Genomic DNA, 567 nt, shown 5'->3' on the forward strand with positions numbered 1-567 from the left:
CTATCGACTGCTGTGGCTGGCGGATGTCGAACTCTTCCATTTCGAGTCGAGATCACGAGATCCGCTGGTGCATTCCTTCGAAGAGAAGATGATCATTGATCGCTGGGGTGGTCCTCAGCGTGACCCGTTCCTCGCCTGAGACAGCGACATGGGCAATCAATACTGGATACAGACTCGACCCTGACATAAGCTTGAAGGTACGAGGTGATTCTTGAACTAATTGTTGCCCGCACACGAGAACGCTCGGTCATCTGCGCTTAGACAAGAAATACGGATATGAAGTTGAACTGGATGCGCGCGGTGGCGCTCTCCCTCGCCCTCGTCTCGCTGAGCTTCGCGCTCGTAGCCACGCCTCAGAAGGCCCAAGCGTTATCCGGGGCGGAGTTCAACCCGGGGTACATTATCTCCGACGGTGCCTTCTACACGCAAGACGCGATGTCCCAAGATCAGATTCAAAATTTTCTCGATGCCAAGATCGGCACCTGCCAGAATTCCTTGTGCCTGAACGTTTTGCACGTGGACACTCCCACGACGACGCTGGCCTTCGGAACCTGTGCCACGTACCAG

General features: G+C 55.2%; 1 pseudogene. It reads left to right on the forward strand.

The features are described 5' to 3' along the window. Positions 1-276: 276 nt before the first annotated feature. Positions 277-567, forward strand: a pseudogene (locus JF66_RS19615) (hypothetical protein); the annotation flags it as partial.

Origin of the sequence: Cryobacterium sp. MLB-32 (genome assembly GCF_000738085.1) — a bacterium.
GTDB lineage: Bacteria > Actinomycetota > Actinomycetes > Actinomycetales > Microbacteriaceae > Cryobacterium.